General features: G+C 66.9%; 14 protein-coding genes. 11 read left to right on the forward strand and 3 right to left on the reverse strand.

Going from position 1 to position 14,008, the window contains the following annotated elements; all coding sequences use genetic code 11:
* Positions 1-44: 44 nt before the first annotated feature.
* Both ACW176_RS03645 and ACW176_RS03650 read right to left on the reverse strand, forming a co-directional pair.
* Positions 45-1,154, reverse strand: coding sequence for a CobW family GTP-binding protein (locus ACW176_RS03645; RefSeq protein WP_492110926.1), 1,110 nt, complete (start codon positions 1,152-1,154; stop codon positions 45-47).
* Between the two features lie 43 nt (positions 1,155-1,197).
* A complete protein-coding gene (locus ACW176_RS03650) occupies positions 1,198-1,827 on the reverse strand; it encodes a hypothetical protein (RefSeq protein ID WP_492110927.1) in 630 nt (209 codons plus the stop codon).
* Between the two features lie 197 nt (positions 1,828-2,024).
* Between ACW176_RS03650 and rplU the strand changes: the two genes are divergently transcribed.
* The 3 genes from rplU to ACW176_RS03665 all read left to right on the forward strand — a co-directional run bounded on the left by rplU (position 2,025) and on the right by ACW176_RS03665 (position 3,564).
* Positions 2,025-2,537 carry a 50S ribosomal protein L21 gene (rplU, locus tag ACW176_RS03655; protein WP_419254000.1) on the forward strand — a complete coding sequence of 171 codons (513 nt, stop codon included), beginning with the start codon at positions 2,025-2,027 and terminating at the stop codon, positions 2,535-2,537.
* Between the two features lie 32 nt (positions 2,538-2,569).
* Positions 2,570-2,839, forward strand: a complete 270-nt coding sequence (gene rpmA, locus ACW176_RS03660) for a 50S ribosomal protein L27 (protein WP_419253999.1) — start codon at positions 2,570-2,572, stop codon at positions 2,837-2,839.
* Positions 2,840-3,030: 191 nt separating this feature from the next.
* On the forward strand, positions 3,031-3,564 hold the full coding sequence (locus tag ACW176_RS03665) for a GNAT family N-acetyltransferase (protein WP_492110928.1): 534 nt from the start codon (positions 3,031-3,033) through the stop codon (positions 3,562-3,564).
* 4 nt (positions 3,565-3,568) lie between these two features.
* On the opposite strand, the gene ACW176_RS03670 is transcribed toward ACW176_RS03665, so the two are convergent.
* Positions 3,569-4,528, reverse strand: a complete 960-nt coding sequence (locus tag ACW176_RS03670) for a hypothetical protein (RefSeq protein WP_492110929.1) — start codon at positions 4,526-4,528, stop codon at positions 3,569-3,571.
* Positions 4,529-4,702: 174 nt separating this feature from the next.
* Between ACW176_RS03670 and obgE the strand changes: the two genes are divergently transcribed.
* The 8 genes from obgE to ACW176_RS03710 all read left to right on the forward strand — a co-directional run bounded on the left by obgE (position 4,703) and on the right by ACW176_RS03710 (position 14,003).
* Positions 4,703-5,767, forward strand: coding sequence for a GTPase ObgE (gene obgE / locus ACW176_RS03675; RefSeq protein ID WP_419318992.1), 1,065 nt, complete (start codon positions 4,703-4,705; stop codon positions 5,765-5,767).
* The gene (gene proB / locus ACW176_RS03680) at positions 5,764-6,900 is read left to right on the forward strand and encodes a glutamate 5-kinase (RefSeq protein ID WP_492110930.1); all 1,137 of its coding nucleotides are present in this window, start codon (positions 5,764-5,766) and stop codon (positions 6,898-6,900) included. The genes obgE and proB overlap by 4 nt, the downstream gene beginning before the upstream one ends.
* Positions 6,901-6,903: 3 nt before the next feature.
* Positions 6,904-7,926, forward strand: a complete 1,023-nt coding sequence (locus ACW176_RS03685) for a cupin-like domain-containing protein (protein ID WP_492110931.1) — start codon at positions 6,904-6,906, stop codon at positions 7,924-7,926.
* 46 nt (positions 7,927-7,972) lie between these two features.
* Positions 7,973-9,505, forward strand: a complete 1,533-nt coding sequence (locus ACW176_RS03690; RefSeq protein ID WP_492110932.1) for a UbiD family decarboxylase — start codon at positions 7,973-7,975, stop codon at positions 9,503-9,505.
* A 23-nt stretch (positions 9,506-9,528) separates the two neighbouring features.
* Positions 9,529-11,358, forward strand: a complete 1,830-nt coding sequence (locus ACW176_RS03695) for a M14 family metallopeptidase (RefSeq protein WP_492110933.1) — start codon at positions 9,529-9,531, stop codon at positions 11,356-11,358.
* An 84-nt stretch (positions 11,359-11,442) separates the two neighbouring features.
* On the forward strand, positions 11,443-11,844 hold the full coding sequence (locus ACW176_RS03700; protein WP_419318997.1) for an MAPEG family protein: 402 nt from the start codon (positions 11,443-11,445) through the stop codon (positions 11,842-11,844).
* A gap of 51 nt (positions 11,845-11,895) precedes the next feature.
* Positions 11,896-13,227: a TldD/PmbA family protein gene (locus tag ACW176_RS03705; protein WP_492110934.1), complete on the forward strand. Its 1,332-nt coding sequence runs from the start codon at positions 11,896-11,898 to the stop codon at positions 13,225-13,227.
* Positions 13,224-14,003: a 3'(2'),5'-bisphosphate nucleotidase CysQ gene (locus ACW176_RS03710; RefSeq protein WP_492110935.1), complete on the forward strand. Its 780-nt coding sequence runs from the start codon at positions 13,224-13,226 to the stop codon at positions 14,001-14,003. Before ACW176_RS03705 ends, ACW176_RS03710 begins: the two co-directional genes overlap by 4 nt.
* The last annotated feature ends 5 nt before the right edge of the window (positions 14,004-14,008 follow it).

The raw sequence follows: 14,008 nt of genomic DNA on the forward strand, positions 1-14,008 counted from the left end.
GGAACGCCGGTGTTCTGGAGTGAGGATCGCAAGGCTCGGGCCAGTTAGGCGGCGCAGGCCTCGAAGCCGGCCTTCAGCTCGGCCTCGTCCAGGTCGCGACCGATGAAGACCATGCGGCTGTAGCGCTTGTCCTTGTCGGTCCAGGGACGCTGGAAGTCGCCTTCCAGGATCATGTGCACGGCCTGGAAGACCAGGCGGCGCTCCTCGCCCTGGACGTCGATGATGCCCTTGGCGCGCAGGATGTCGGGGCCGCGACGAGCCAGCAGGTCGTTGAGCCAGACGGTGATCTTCTGGCCGTCCACGGGCTTGTCCAGCGTCAGGGAGATACCCTTGACGCCGTCATCGTGGATGGCGCTGGCCTGGTCATGGCCATGATGATGGTCGTGACCGTGGTGATCATGCCCGCAATGCTCGTCGTGCACGTGCCCGTGATCATGCCCATGGTCATGGCTGCAGTGCTCATCATGGACATGGCCAGCTTCGCCGTGGGCCGGATTGAGGAAGTGGGGCTCCAGATCGGTGATCCGCTCCAGGTCGAAGCTGTGCTTGCCCAGGATGGCGTCCAGCGGGACGTTCGAGCGCTGGGCGCGGTGGATCGGAGCCAGCGGATTGATGCGGCGGATCCTGGCCTCGACATGGCGCAAGTCGTCTTCCGAGACCAGGTCGGTCTTGTTCAGCACGATCTGGTCGGCAAAGGCGATCTGCTCGACGGCTTCGCGGCTGTCGCCCAGCCGCAGCATGATGTGCTTGGCGTCGACAACGGCGGTGACCGAATCCAGCTGGGTGCGGGCCTTGACGTCCTCGTCGACGAAGAAGGTCTGGGCCACCGGGCCAGGATCGGCCAGGCCGGTGGTCTCGACGATGATGGCGTCGAAGCCGCCTTTCCGCTTCATCAGGCCTGAGAGAACCCGGATCAGGTCGCCGCGCACCGTGCAGCAGACACAGCCGTTGTTCATCTCGAAGATTTCTTCATCCGCTCCGACCACCAGATCGTTGTCGATACCGACCTCGCCAAACTCGTTGACGATCACGGCATAGCGCTTCCCGTGCGCCTCGGTGAGGATGCGGTTGAGCAGGGTGGTCTTGCCGGCGCCGAGATAGCCGGTCAGCACGGTGACGGGGATCTTGCCGGTAGGAGCGGGAGTCTGGGTCATGGCCGCTATTTAGGGGGTCAAGCGCCCCGGCGGAAGTCTGCTGTCAGGTCTTGAAGAAGGCCACAGCCAGACCGACCAGAATCAGGGCCGCGCCGAGGATGGTTTCCTCGTAGCGTTCGACCCATTGCAGCCCCAGCCGCTTGAAGCCGGCCAGGCTGAGGCTGGTAAAGATCAGCATGCCCGAGGCCGTGGCCGCCATCAGCACGAGGCTGAGCAGCAGAAAGGCCTGCCAACCATGCTCCATGCCGGCCAGATAGTAGGGCAGGAAGGCCTCGCACGGCGAAAGGGTCAGCAGGGTGACCAAAGCGGCGATAGCCGCCCTGTCGGAGCCATAGGTGCGCCTGCTGGCCTCGGGCAGGGCATGGTTGTGACGCCCGCGCACCACATAGAAGATACCGACCGCCACCATCAGCCCGCCGACGATCCAGTGAAAGACGTGGCCAAGGCTGGGCTGCAGGGCCAGGCCCGCGACCACCAGGGCCAGGCCCAGCAGGATGGTCAGGCCTACGTGGCCGAGGCCGGCCAGCAAAGTCACACCCAGCGTACGACCCGTGGACCACTTCTGAGCACGGCCAACCAGCACGAACGGCAGCCAATGGGTTGGCAGGGCCGCATGCAGAAAAGCCACGACGAAACCGGTGGCGGCGATAGAGGCGAAGAAGGTCGAATTCACGCTGACGGCTATATACTGTTACATTGTAACGTCAAACTGGAATCCCTCCTGCCGGGTGTCGGCGTTTCATGGTCGGGAATCTGTCCGAGACCGTTGACTCATGATCGACCGGCTGTATAAGTCCGCCCCCTCGCCCGCCGGGTTTCCTTGCGGGCGTTCCCTATTTTGCGAACGCACGTTTCTTAAGGCGCTAACCTATGTACGCGGTGATCAAAACCGGCGGCAAGCAGTACCGGGTCCAAGCCGGCGATCTGCTGGTTGTCGAAAAGCTCGACGGTGAACCGGGCTCGGAAGTCGCTTTCGGCGAAGTCCTGATGCTTGGCGAAGGCGAGGCCGTGACGGTCGGCGCCCCTACGGTGGACGGCGCTGTCGTCTCCGGAACCCTGATCGAAACCCGCAAGGGTGAGAAGGTGAAGATCTTCAAGAAGATCCGCCGTCAGGGCTATCGCCGCACACGCGGCCACCGCCAGACCGAAACGGTCGTGCGCGTGACCTCGGTGTCGGGTGCTGGTTCGGAAACCAAGTGGGACGGCGTCATCGACCTGACCCCCAAGGTTATCCTGAACGCCCGCGCTCGCGGCCTCGGCGACGCCGCTGTCCCCTTCACGATCCCGGTCGCCAAGTCGGCCGCTCCGGTCGCTGAAGCCGCCCCGAAAAAGAAGGCCGCGCCGAAGAAGGCCGCAGCCGCCCCGGAAGACGGCGAAGCCTAAGCGGCTGCGCCTCTAGAGATTAGGAGAGCAAGATGGCTCACAAGAAATCAGGCGGCTCGTCCAGCAACGGTCGCGACTCCGACGGCCGCCGCCTTGGCGTGAAGAAGTTCGGCGGCGAGAAGGTCCTCGCTGGCAACATCATCATCCGCCAGCGCGGTACGAAGTTCTGGCCCGGCGCCGGCGTCGGCATCGGCAAGGATCACACCCTCTTCGCGCTGGTCGAAGGCGCGGTGAAGTTCGTGACCAAGAAGCATGATCGCACCTACGTGACGGTAGCGCCCAAGGCGCAACCCGCCGAGTAGTACGCACTCGACTTTTTCGGGTCGTGCTTCTCAGCCGAGAAGACGACCCGGACAGACGAACCTAAGCGGGGAGTCCGGGAAACGCCGGGCTCCCCGCTTTTGTTTTGCCTGCGACGCCATGAAGCACCGAATCGCCATGGCGGCGTCACGGTCCCCGAGCAAAGAGGGGCCGAGAAACCGGGAGGCGTCGGATGTGCGTCATCGACATTAGTCCCCAGATCGAAACGCGGCGGATCACGCTGCGTGCGCCGGCGATGTCCGACGTCCAGCGCCTGGTGGCCCTGGGCGGCGACCGCGAGATTTCTCGCATGACCACGCGCATGCCCTGGCCCTATGGTCGTGCGGACGCCGTAGATTTCGTCGGTCGCTGCCAGGCGCAGGATCGCCGCCGCGACAACACCTTCGCCATCGAGCTGGAAGACGAGGGCGTCATTGGCGTCCTGGGCCTGTTCACGCCACCGAACGGCCAACTGGAGATCGGCTACTGGATCGGCAAACCCTTTTGGGGTCGGGGTCTGGCCACCGAGGCCTGTCAGGGCGCGTTGAACTGGGCCAAACAGGACTGGCGCAAGAGGCTGGTGGTCGCCGGCCACTTCGCCGACAATCCGGCCTCTGGCCAGGTGCTGATCAAGGCCGGCTTTCTCTATACGGGCGTCGTCGAGATGAAGCCGTCGGTCGCGCGCGGCCAACCGGCGGCGACGCGGATGATGGTGTGGCTGGCCTAGCGCCTTAGGCCGCGCGGTGGGTCGCGATGACCTTCTGCGCGCCTTCGCGGAACCGCTTTTCGGCCGTGACGATGCGCTCGCACAGGGCGTCCAGGTCCGACAGCAGTGAATAGGTGGCGTAGATGGGAATTTCCATCAGCGCCACCTGCGCCCGGGGCATGAACTCGCAGTACTTCTTCCATGCGGCGTGGCCGTCGCGCGCGCTCATCGCCCTCTGGCCCAGCGGGTTCCAGAGATCCAGCTCCATCAGCTCGTCCCGGCACTGCTTCATCACCGGCAGGGCGATGTACAGGAACAGGAAGGTCGGGGTCGCGGCGCGGCTGAACTGCGGCTGGACCTGCATGTGCCAGATCCGGAAGGCTTCGAAGAAGCCCGCCTTGCGCTTGGGGTCTGGCGGCAGCCAGGTGGCCTCCTGATTGATCAGTTCGCCGGCTGACGAGGCGCGCTTGATCAGTTCGTCGGCCGAGCGGCCATCGGCCATGGTCTTGGACAGGGCCGTAATCGGAATGTTCAGCTTCTTGGCGACGTCGCCATAGCTCACCTGCTGGCCTTGCATGGGTGTCCACTGGCCAAACGAGGCCGCCTTGGGATCCTTGGCGCGCTTCATGGCAGCGGCATGATGCATCAGGAGCTGCTCTTCGCGCTGCTTTTCGGCGCGCTCTCGGTCGAACTCGGCCTCGTGGACCGCCTGCTCCTCGGCGGTCATCCAGCGCGCGCGGCCGGGGCCGTAGGTGCGCTCGTGCCGGTTGATCAGGACCAGACCATGATCAGGGCTGGGCCGCTCGCCGATATCGGTGAGAAAAGCGCGGAAGTCGCGCCAGGTGCCGGTCACACCGGTGCCGCGGCTCATCAGAATGTTGCGATGGATCGAGGCCTCACCAGCGTACTTCTTGCAAAGCGTCTGGAGCGTCAGGTCCCGCAGGTCCTTCGCAAGTTCCTCTCCAAAGCCCTGTGTCGTCGTCAACGCCAGCCTCCCAGTCCACCGCGCCAAAAACGGTGGTTTCGCTGCATGACTCTCTGTCGCACAACGTGTTTTAACATTTCGTCACAGGACCGAACAGTGTTCTGATCACGCCGCCTGGAGCCTGCGACGCCATTTCGGCTCGACGCGGCAGGCGCCTTGCGACAAAAGACGCAGATGAAATTTCTGGACCAGTGCAAGATCTTTATCCGCTCCGGCAACGGCGGCGGCGGCGCGGTCTCGTTCCGACGCGAGAAGTACATTGAATACGGCGGCCCCGACGGTGGGGACGGCGGCCGGGGCGGTGACATCTGGATTGAGGCCGTGGACGGCCTCAACACCCTGATCGACTACCGCTACCAGCAGCACTTCAAGGCTGAGACCGGGATCCACGGCATGGGCCGCGGGCGCCATGGCGCGGCGGGCGGCGACATCACCCTGAAGGTCCCCGTCGGCACCCAGGTGCTGGAAGAGGACAAGGAAACCCTGATCGCCGACCTCGACACGGCCGGCATGATGGTGCGCCTGTGCCAGGGCGGCAACGGCGGATGGGGCAACCTGCACTTCAAGGGCCCGGTCAATCAGGCCCCGAAATACGCCAATCCCGGCCAGGAAGGCGAAGAACGCTGGGTCTGGCTGCGCCTCAAGCTGATCGCCGACGTCGGTCTGGTGGGCCTGCCCAACGCCGGCAAGTCGACCTTCCTGGCTGCCGCTACGGCCGCCAAACCGAAAATCGCCGACTATCCCTTCACCACCCTGACGCCGAACCTGGGCGTGGTCGACCTGTCGACCAGCGAACGGTTCGTGCTGGCCGACATTCCCGGCCTGATCGAGGGCGCGTCGGAAGGCGCCGGCCTGGGCACCCGCTTCCTGGGCCACGTCGAGCGTTCAGCGGTGCTGATCCATCTGGTCGACGCCACCCAGGACGACGTCGCCGGCGCCTGGACCACCATCCGGGGCGAGCTTGAAGCCTATGGCGACGAGTTGGGCGACAAGTCCGAGATCCTGGCCCTGAACAAGGTTGACGCCCTCGACGACGACACGATCGCCGAGAAACTCGCCGAGCTGGAGGCCGTGGCCGGCGTCACGCCGCGCCTCGTCTCCGGCGTCTCAGGCAAGGGCGTCAAGGAAATGCTCCGCGCCGCCTATCGCGAGGTCCGCGTCCGTCGCGGCGACGAGGTCGAGGAAATCGACGAGGAAGAAGACCACATCCCGGAGACCCCCGGGGGCTGGAAGCCGTGAGCCAGGCTGCCGCCGGGCCACTGGCGTCGGCAAAGCGCATCGTCTTCAAGGTCGGCTCGGCCCTGCTGGTCGACGCCGAAACCGGCGCGGCCAACCATGCCTGGCTGAAGGCCTTCTGCGACGACGCCGCGCGCCTGCGCGCCCGGGGTCAGCAGGTGGTCGTGGTCTCATCCGGTGCCGTGGCTCTGGGCCGCCGTCGCCTGGGCCTGACCGGTCGCAAGTCGCTCACCCTGCCTGAAAAGCAGGCCGCCGCAGCGGCCGGCCAGTCGCTGCTGATGCGGGCCTGGGAAGAAGCCTTCGAGCCGCACGAGATCGGCGTCGCCCAGATCCTGATGACCCGCGACGATACCGAGACCCGCCGCCGCTGGCTGAACGCCCGCGCCACGGTCGAGACCCTGCTGGGTCTGGGCGTCGTGCCGGTGGTCAACGAGAACGACACCGTCGTCACCGAGGAAATCCGTTACGGCGACAACGACCGCCTGGCCGCCCGCGTCGCCCAGTTGGCCGGAGCGGACCTGCTGGTGCTGCTGTCCGATATCGACGGGCTCTACACCGCCGATCCCCGCCGCGATCCCGGCGCGACCCATCTGGCGACGATTTCCGAGATCACGCCGCAGATCGAGGCCATGGCCGGGGGCGCCAATGCCGCCTCGGGCGTCGGCACCGGCGGCATGGCCACCAAGATCGCCGCCGCCCGCATCGCCCGGGCCGCCGGCTGCGCCACCCTGATCACCCTGGGCTCGCGCCCGCACCCGCTGAAGGCCATCGAAGAGGGCGGCAAGGCCACCCTGATCGAGGCCGGGGCCAGCCCCGCCGCCGCCTACAAGGCCTGGATCGCCGGCAGCCTCGCCCCGCAGGGCTGGGTGTCGGTCGACGCCGGCGCCGCCGCCGCCCTGGCCAAGGGCAAGAGCCTCCTGGCGGCCGGCGTCCGCGCCGTCGAAGGGCCCTTCGACAAGGGCGACGCCGTTCGGGTGCGCGACGAGACCGGCCGCGAGGTGGCCCGGGGCCTGATCCGCTATGACAGCGCCGACGCCCACCGCATCGCCGGCCTGCGCTCGGACGCCATCGAGGCCGAACTGGGCTTCACCGAAGGCCCGATGATCCATGCCGATGATCTGGCGGTCGCGGACTAGCCGATGACCCTGGGTCCCGCTCCGTTCCGAACGGCCGAATGGCGTGGCGTCAACCGCGAGATCTTCCGCGACCAGATCGTGCCGGCCGGCCAGCCCGCCGTTCTGAAAGGTCTGGTCGCCGACTGGCCCGCCGTGGCGGCAGGTCAGGTCTCCGATCAGGCCATGGCCGAATACCTGCTGGGTCTGGACGCCGGCGGCCCGGTCACAATTCTGCACGGCGGACCCGAGATCGGCGGGCGGTTCTTCTATACCGACAGTCTGGACGGCCTGAACTTCCGTCGCCGCACCGTGCCCCTGCGCGAGGCCCTGGGGGCCCTGCTATCGTTCCGCGACGCCGCCGAGCCCCCGGCCCTGGCCGTGCAGTCCACCCCGACCGCCAGCGCCCTGCCCGGCTTCACTGCCGCCAATCCCCAGCCCCTGCTCGAGGAAGCGGTCGGTCCGCGGATCTGGATCGGCAATGCGATCACCACCGCGACCCATTTCGACATGAACTACAATATCGCCTGCGCGGTGGCGGGCCGGCGGCGCTTCACCCTGTTCCCGCCCGACCAGTTGAAAAACCTCTATCTGGGACCGCTGGAGTTCACCCCGGCCGGCCCGCCGGTCAGCATGGTGGACATCGCCGCCCCCGATCTTGAACGCTATCCGCGCTTCGCCGAGGCCTGGACCACTGCCCAGGTCGCCGAGCTGGAGCCCGGGGATGCGATCTACATCCCCTATTTCTGGTTCCACAATGTCGAGTCGCTCGACCCCTTCACGGTGCTGATCAACTACTGGTGGGCCGAGCCCCGCGCGGTTCTGGGCCGCCCCCTGGAGGCCCTGCTGCACGCCATGGCCTCGATCCGCGAGATGTCCGCCAGCGAGCGGGCGATCTGGCGCGACGTCTTTGATCACTTCGTCTTCAAGACCGACGGCGACCCGGTCGCCCACCTGCCGCCGGACCGGCGCGGCTCCTTGGGCGAGATGACGCCCGAGCATCTGACCCGCATCCGCGGAATCCTGCTGCAGGCCCTGGGCAAGGCGTAGCCAAGGCCGAAAAAACCACTAGGTTCCGGCCTCCAAGGAGCACCTCATGGCCTATCGGTCCCTGCGCGAATTCATCGACGTCCTCGAGGCCAAGGGCGAACTGGTTCGGGTCACCGAGCCGGTCTCCACCGTGCTGGAGATGACCGAGATCCAGACCCGCCTGCTGGCCACGGGCGGCCCGGCGGTGCTGTTCGAACATGTGCTGATGCCCGACGGCACGCGCTCGCCGATGCCGGCCCTGGCCAACCTGTTTGGCACCGTCAAGCGGGTGGCCATGGGCGTCACCCTGGGCGGCGAGCCGCGCACCACCGCCGGCGAACTGCGCGAAGTGGGCGAGCTTCTGGCCTTCCTGCGCCAGCCTCAGCCCCCCAAGGGCCTGAAAGACGTCATCGACATGCTGCCCCTGGCCAAGACCGTCATGGCCATGCGGCCGGGCACGGTGAAAAAGGCTCCGGTGCAGGAGATCGTCCTGACCGGCGACCAGATCGACCTGTCGAAACTGCCCGTCCAGACCTGCTGGCCCGGCGAGCCCGCGCCGCTGATCACCTGGCCGCTGATCGTCACCAAGGGCCCCGGCAAGGATCGCGAGGACGACTTCAACCTGGGCATCTATCGCATGCAGGTGATCGGCAAGGACCGCTGCATCATGCGCTGGCTGGCCCATCGCGGCGGGGCCCAGCACTATGCCCGCCACAAGCAGGCGGGCAAGCGCGAGCCCCTGCCCGCCTGCGCCGTGCTGGGCGCCGACCCCGGCACCATCCTGGCCGCCGTGACCCCGGTGCCCGACACCCTGAGCGAATACCAGTTCGCCGGCCTGCTGCGCGGGGCCAAGGTCGATCTGGTCGCCGCCAAGACCGTGCCGCTGATGGTGCCCGCCCACGCCGAGATCGTGCTCGAAGGCCACGTCCTGCTCGACGAATATGCCGACGAGGGCCCCTATGGCGACCACACCGGCTATTACAACAGCGTCGAGAAGTTCCCGATCTTCCAGGTGACGGCGATCACCATGCGCAAGGACCCGATCTACCTGACCACCTTCACCGGCCGGCCGCCGGACGAGCCCTCGGTGCTGGGCGAGGCGCTCAATGAGGTGTTCATCCCCTTGCTGCGCCAGCAGTTCCCCGAGATCGTCGACTTCTGGCTGCCGCCCGAGGGCTGCAGCTATCGCATCGCCGTGGTCTCGATGAAGAAGGCCTATCCCGGCCACGCCAAGCGCGTGATGCTGGGCGTCTGGAGCTATCTGCGCCAGTTCATGTACACCAAGTGGGTGATCGTCGTGGACCACGACATCAATGCCCGCGACTGGAAGGACGTCATGTGGGCGATCAGCACCAAGATGGACCCGGCGCGGGACATCACGATGATCGAGCATACCCCCATCGACTATCTCGACTTCGCCAGCCCCGAGAGCGGCCTCGGCTCCAAGATCGGCCTGGACGCCACCGACAAGCTGCCGCCCGAAACCCATCGCGAATGGGGTCAGGAGATCCGCATGGATCAGGCGGTGATCGACAAGGTCAGCGACATGTGGGGCCGGCTGGGCCTGCCGGGTGACGGCAAGCCCATCTGGAAGACCTGATCTGACGACATGGGGCGTTGAGAATGCGGAACCTAACCCTGGCGGCCCTCGCCGCAGCACTGATGACGAGCACCAGCATGGCCCAGACCCCGCCCGCCAAAGCCCCCTGGGACCAGGCCTTCCTGCCACCCGCGCCGCAGTGGCAGGGCGCCAGCCAGGCGCTGCTGCGCGACCCGTCCGATCCGTGGGTGACGGCGTTCGAGGCCGATCCGGCGCATGACTTCAGCCCCAACTATGTCGACACCCGCAAATGGTTCGACCGGCTGGACAAGGCCTCAAGCCTGATCCGCATCGAAGAGTTCGGCGTCTCGCCGGAAGGCCGGCCGATCTATGCGGTGATCGCTTCCAAAGATGGCGCGAAGCTCGATCCGAAAAAGCCGCTTGTGTTGGCCCAGGCCGGCATCCATCCGGGCGAGATCGACGGCAAGGACGCGGGCATGATGCTGCTGCGCGACATTGCCTTCAACGGCAAGGAGGGCCTGCTGGACAAGGTCAACCTGATCCTGATCCCGATCCTCAGCGTCGACGGCCACGAACGCGCTTCGGCCTATAGCCGCCCCAACCAGCGCGGGCCGCGCATCCAGGGCTGGCGCAACACGGCGACCAACCAGAACCTCAATCGCGACTTCATGAAGCTGGACCAGCCGGAGATGCAGGCGCTCAAGACCCTGCAGGCCCGCTACTGGCCCGACCTCTATGTCGACATCCACGTCACCGACGGCATGGATTACCAGTACGACGTCACCTACGGCTACAATGGCGAAGATGGCGTCTGGTCGCGCTCGCCGGCCATCGCCAAATGGCTGGACGCGACGTTCAAGCCGGCGATGAACGACGGCCTGGAAGCCCAGGGCCATATCCCGGGCGAGCTGGTGTTCGGCATCGACGAGCACGGCCCCAAGGCCGGCCTGTCAGACGGCGGTCTGGGCGAGCGGTATTCGAACGGCTGGGGCTCGGCGGCCCATATCCCGACCATCCTGATCGAGAACCACAGCCTCAAGCCCCACGCCCAGCGCGTGCTGGGAACCTATGTGTTCCTGGAAACGGCGATGAAGCTACTGGCGCAGAAGGGCGACAGCCTGCGCGCCGCCATCCATCAGGACCGCGCCCTGCGCCCGGCCGAAATCCCGGCTAACTTTGTCGCCGAGGACAAGCCCAGCGCCACCCGCGCCTTCAAGGGCATCCTGTACGAGACCTATGAGAGCCCGGCTTCCGGCCGCACCGAGATCCGCTGGCTGGGGCAGCCCGATCCGCAGGTCTGGTCCCTGCCCTTCTACGGCTCACGCCCGACCCTGACCCTGAAGCGGCCGGTCGCCTATTGGGTGCCCAGCTATCGCAAGGACCTGATCGAACGGCTGAAACTGCACGGGCTTAAGGTGGAGCCCTTGAGCGCGCCTAAGACCCTGTCGGTCGAAATGTTGCGCCTGACCGATCCCAAGCTGGCGACCCGCGCCAATGAAGGTCACGTCCAGATCAGCGTCACGCAAGCTACGCCGGAAACCCGCGACTGGACCTTCCCGGCCGGTTCGGTGCGCGTGCCGACCGACCAGCCGCTGGGCGACCTGGCCGTGCTGCTGCTGGAGCCGCAGTCCAGCGAGAGCTTCTTCGCCTGGGGCATGGTCCCCGAAGTGCTCAGCCGCGTCGAGTATATCGAGGGCTATGCCATCGCCCCGCTCGCCGAAAAGATGCTGGCGGCCGACCCCGCGCTGAAAGCCGAGTTCGAGGCCAAGCTGGTCGCCGAGCCGAAATTCGCCGCCGATCCGGAGGCGCGCCTTGGCTGGTTCTATCGCCGCACGCCCTTCTATGACGACCGCCACCTGCTCTATCCGATCGCGCGGGAACTCGCCCATTAGAGCAGATCGCTTGCATGCCGGCGCGCGAGAGGGCTTTTATGCCGCCTCGCGCGCCCGGCGTGGCTGATATTGTAAGGTTCTCTGATGGATACGATCACTTCGGGTCACGCCGCCGCCCTCTGGGTGGGGCTGCATGTCTTCCTTATGCTGACCCTTTCGCTGCTGGTCGTGCGCCTGCGCCAGAAGCACAAGGTGGCCCTGGGCGACGAGGGCATTCCGGAACTGGCCCGCGCCATCCGCGCCTTTGGCAATGCCAGCGAATACGTCCCCACCGCCCTGATGGCGATCGTCGTTCTGGCCGTGGTCGAGGCCCCGCCGCTGGCGATCCACGTGGCGGGCTTCGTGCTGTTTTCCGGCCGTCTGGTTCACGCCGTGGGCCTGTCCAACAGCGGCGGCGCCTCGATCCCCCGGGCCATTGGCATGGTGGCGACCTGGCTGGCCTATATCTTCGTCGGCGTGGCCCTGCTGTTCTACGCCATCGCCTGATGCGGCGAGAGCCGCCTTGCCCGGGGGCGCCGCCCTCGTCCATAAGACCCCATGGACGATAATCTGCTTAGCGACATGGTCTCGGCCGCGCTCAAGGCCGGCGCCGATACGGCCGAGGCTGTCTTTGCCCAACGGCAATCCCTTTCCGTCAGCGTTCGCCTTGGCGAGCTGGAAGAAGTCGAGCGCGAGGAGGCCCGGGACCTGGGTCTGCGCGTCTTCGTCGGCAATCGCAGCGCCACGGTTTCCGGTTCGGACATCTCCAGCGACGCCCGCGCCAAGCTGATCGAACGCGCCGTGGCCATGGCCCGCCTGGCTCCCGAAGACCCCTATGCCAGCCTGGCCCCGCGTGAGCGCCTGGCCAAGGGGCCGTTCCCCGACCTCGACCTGATCGACGCCTATGAGCCTGCCGCCGAGGCGCTGGAGGCCCAGGCCCGCCTGGCCGAGGACGCCGCGCGCTCGGTCGAGGGCGTGACCAATTCAGACGGCGGCTCCGCCAGCTGGAGCTCGGCCTCCTGGCGGCTGGTCACCAGCGACGGCTTCTCCGGCAGCCACGCCGCCACCGGCCACTCGCTGTCCTGCTCGGCCATCGCCGGCGAGGGCGCGGGCATGGAGCGGGGCGGCGAAGGCCGTTCAGCCCGTCACTTCGCTGACCTGCCCGACGCGGGCGATATTGGCCACGAGGCCGGACGCTCTGCCGTGGCCCGCCTCAACGCCAGGAAGATCGCCTCAACCACCGCCCCGGTGATCTTCGAGAATCGCCTGGCCATGTCGCTGATCGGCCCGTTGCTGGGCGCCATCTCGGGTCCGTCCATCGCCCGCGGCTCCTCGTTCCTGAAGGACAAGCTGAACCAGCAGGTCTTCGCCCGGGGCGTCAGCCTGATCGAGGATCCGCACCGGGTGCGCGGCCTGGGCTCCTCGCCCTTTGACGACGAGGGCGTGCCCACCGTGCGCCGCGCCCTGATCGACGACGGCATGCTGACCACCTGGCTGCTCAATACCAGCAGCGCCAGGCAGCTGGGCCTGGAAACCACCGGCCACGCCTCGCGCGGCCTAGCGGGTCCTTCAGGCGTCTCGACCAGCAACCTGACCCTGTCGACCGGCACGCGCGATCAGGCAGGCCTGATAGCTGACGCCGGAACCGGCCTGCTGGTCACCTCGATGTTTGGCCCATCCCTGAACGGCAATACCGGCGACTGGTCGGTGGGCTGTTCGGGCCTGTGGTTCGAGAACGGCGAGATCACCGGTCCCGTCACCGAGATCACCGTGGCCGGCAACCTGATCGACATCTATGCCCGTCTGATCCCCGGCTCGGACCTGGAGATGCGCGGCGCCAACAACGCGCCGTCCATCCTGGTCGATGGGCTGGCGATCGCCGGCAAATGACCGATCTGGACCTGATCCTCGACGCCGCACGGGAAGCGGGCGAACTGGCCCTCAAGGCCCGGGCCGGTGGTCTGAAGATCTGGTCCAAGGAGGGCGGCTCGCCGGTCACCGACGCCGACCTGGCGGTCGATACCCTGCTGAAGGATCGCCTGCGCGCCGCCCGGCCTGACTATGGCTGGCTGTCGGAGGAAACGATCGACGACCCGGCTCGCCTGACCACGACGCGCCAGTTTGTGGTCGATCCGATCGACGGCACCGCCGCCTTCATGAAGGACAAGCCGTGGTTCGCCGTCTCGATCGCCGTGGTCGAGAACGGCAAGCCGGTCGCGGGCGTGGTCCATGCCCCCGCCCTGAGCGAGACCTATGCCGCCAGGGCCGGCGGCGGGGCCACCTTGAACGGCGCGCCGATCACCCCCAGCCTGACGGCCAGCCTCGACGGCGCGGCCATGCTGGGCGACGCCAAGATGTTCGCCTATCCGGGCTGGCGCACGCCCTGGCCGCCGATGCGCATCGAGGCCCGCAATTCGATCGCCTATCGCATCTGCCTGGTGGCCGCCGGAGCCTTCGACGCCGCCATCGCCCTGTCGCCCAAGAGCGAGTGGGATGTGGCCGCCGCCGACCTGATCCGGGCCGAGACCGGCGCGTGGCTGACGGACCATAAAGGTCACGGTTTCAGCTATAATCGCCCTATTCCGCTGGTTCCGAGCCTGGTTTGCGCCAATGCGACGCTTGCGCCATTGATCCTTAACCGTGTCGGGCATATCGACCTTCCCTAACGACA

This window comes from Caulobacter sp. FV1ye13L (assembly GCF_058681155.1).

What these genes read in the sequence shown, in the direction of transcription:
- ACW176_RS03705 (WP_492110934.1), top strand. Translation starts at nt 11,896, where the DNA reads ATGGACGATAATCTGCTTAGCGACATGGTCTCGGCCGCGCTCAAGGCC.
- ACW176_RS03685 (WP_492110931.1), top strand. Translation starts at nt 6,904, where the DNA reads ATGACCCTGGGTCCCGCTCCGTTCCGAACGGCCGAATGGCGTGGCGTC.
- rpmA (WP_419253999.1), top strand. Translation starts at nt 2,570, where the DNA reads ATGGCTCACAAGAAATCAGGCGGCTCGTCCAGCAACGGTCGCGACTCC.
- ACW176_RS03710 (WP_492110935.1), top strand. Translation starts at nt 13,224, where the DNA reads ATGACCGATCTGGACCTGATCCTCGACGCCGCACGGGAAGCGGGCGAA.
- ACW176_RS03645 (WP_492110926.1), bottom strand. Translation starts at nt 1,154, where the DNA reads ATGACCCAGACTCCCGCTCCTACCGGCAAGATCCCCGTCACCGTGCTG.
- obgE (WP_419318992.1), top strand. Translation starts at nt 4,703, where the DNA reads ATGAAATTTCTGGACCAGTGCAAGATCTTTATCCGCTCCGGCAACGGC.
- ACW176_RS03665 (WP_492110928.1), top strand. Translation starts at nt 3,031, where the DNA reads ATGTGCGTCATCGACATTAGTCCCCAGATCGAAACGCGGCGGATCACG.
- ACW176_RS03695 (WP_492110933.1), top strand. Translation starts at nt 9,529, where the DNA reads ATGCGGAACCTAACCCTGGCGGCCCTCGCCGCAGCACTGATGACGAGC.
- ACW176_RS03690 (WP_492110932.1), top strand. Translation starts at nt 7,973, where the DNA reads ATGGCCTATCGGTCCCTGCGCGAATTCATCGACGTCCTCGAGGCCAAG.
- rplU (WP_419254000.1), top strand. Translation starts at nt 2,025, where the DNA reads ATGTACGCGGTGATCAAAACCGGCGGCAAGCAGTACCGGGTCCAAGCC.
- ACW176_RS03700 (WP_419318997.1), top strand. Translation starts at nt 11,443, where the DNA reads ATGGATACGATCACTTCGGGTCACGCCGCCGCCCTCTGGGTGGGGCTG.